This window comes from Pseudoalteromonas sp. UBA2102 (assembly GCF_002331165.1).
Taxonomy (GTDB): domain Bacteria; phylum Pseudomonadota; class Gammaproteobacteria; order Enterobacterales; family Alteromonadaceae; genus Pseudoalteromonas; species Pseudoalteromonas atlantica.
Window position 1 is genome coordinate 1 of sequence record NZ_DCYU01000099.1, and the last position, 386, is coordinate 386.

Below are 386 nucleotides of genomic sequence, written 5' to 3' on the forward strand. Positions count from 1 at the left end.
CCAGCTGAGCTATAGCCCCACATTCCTAAATTACATAGTTGTAATTACTTGGCTGCTGAGTTCCAAGCGGGGTGAACTTTAAATATTTTTATAAATTTGGTCAAGTATTTTTTAGCAATATTTAACTGTTATCGTTTATTTTTGATAGACTCGAGAAAAATACCTCGCGAAACGACAAAAACAATGAAAAAAAGTATTTGTATACTTGCTTTGCTACTTGCAGGGTGTGCCAGTAATGAAGCGCCTCCTTATGAAATAAATAACAAGCAGTTTTATGAGAACCTGGATGAGCAAGGTAACAAAATATTTGCTTATGTTGTATCGGTAAAGGCTGAGCATCGCAGTAACATAAACTTAAATAACGGCGGGCGAGGCGAAAAAAGACC

At 36.5% G+C, this 386-nt stretch carries 1 pseudogene; it reads left to right on the top strand.

What is annotated here, in order from left to right:
* Positions 1 to 183: 183 nt before the first annotated feature.
* Positions 184 to 386, top strand: a pseudogene (locus B2R65_RS13970) (hypothetical protein); the annotation flags it as partial.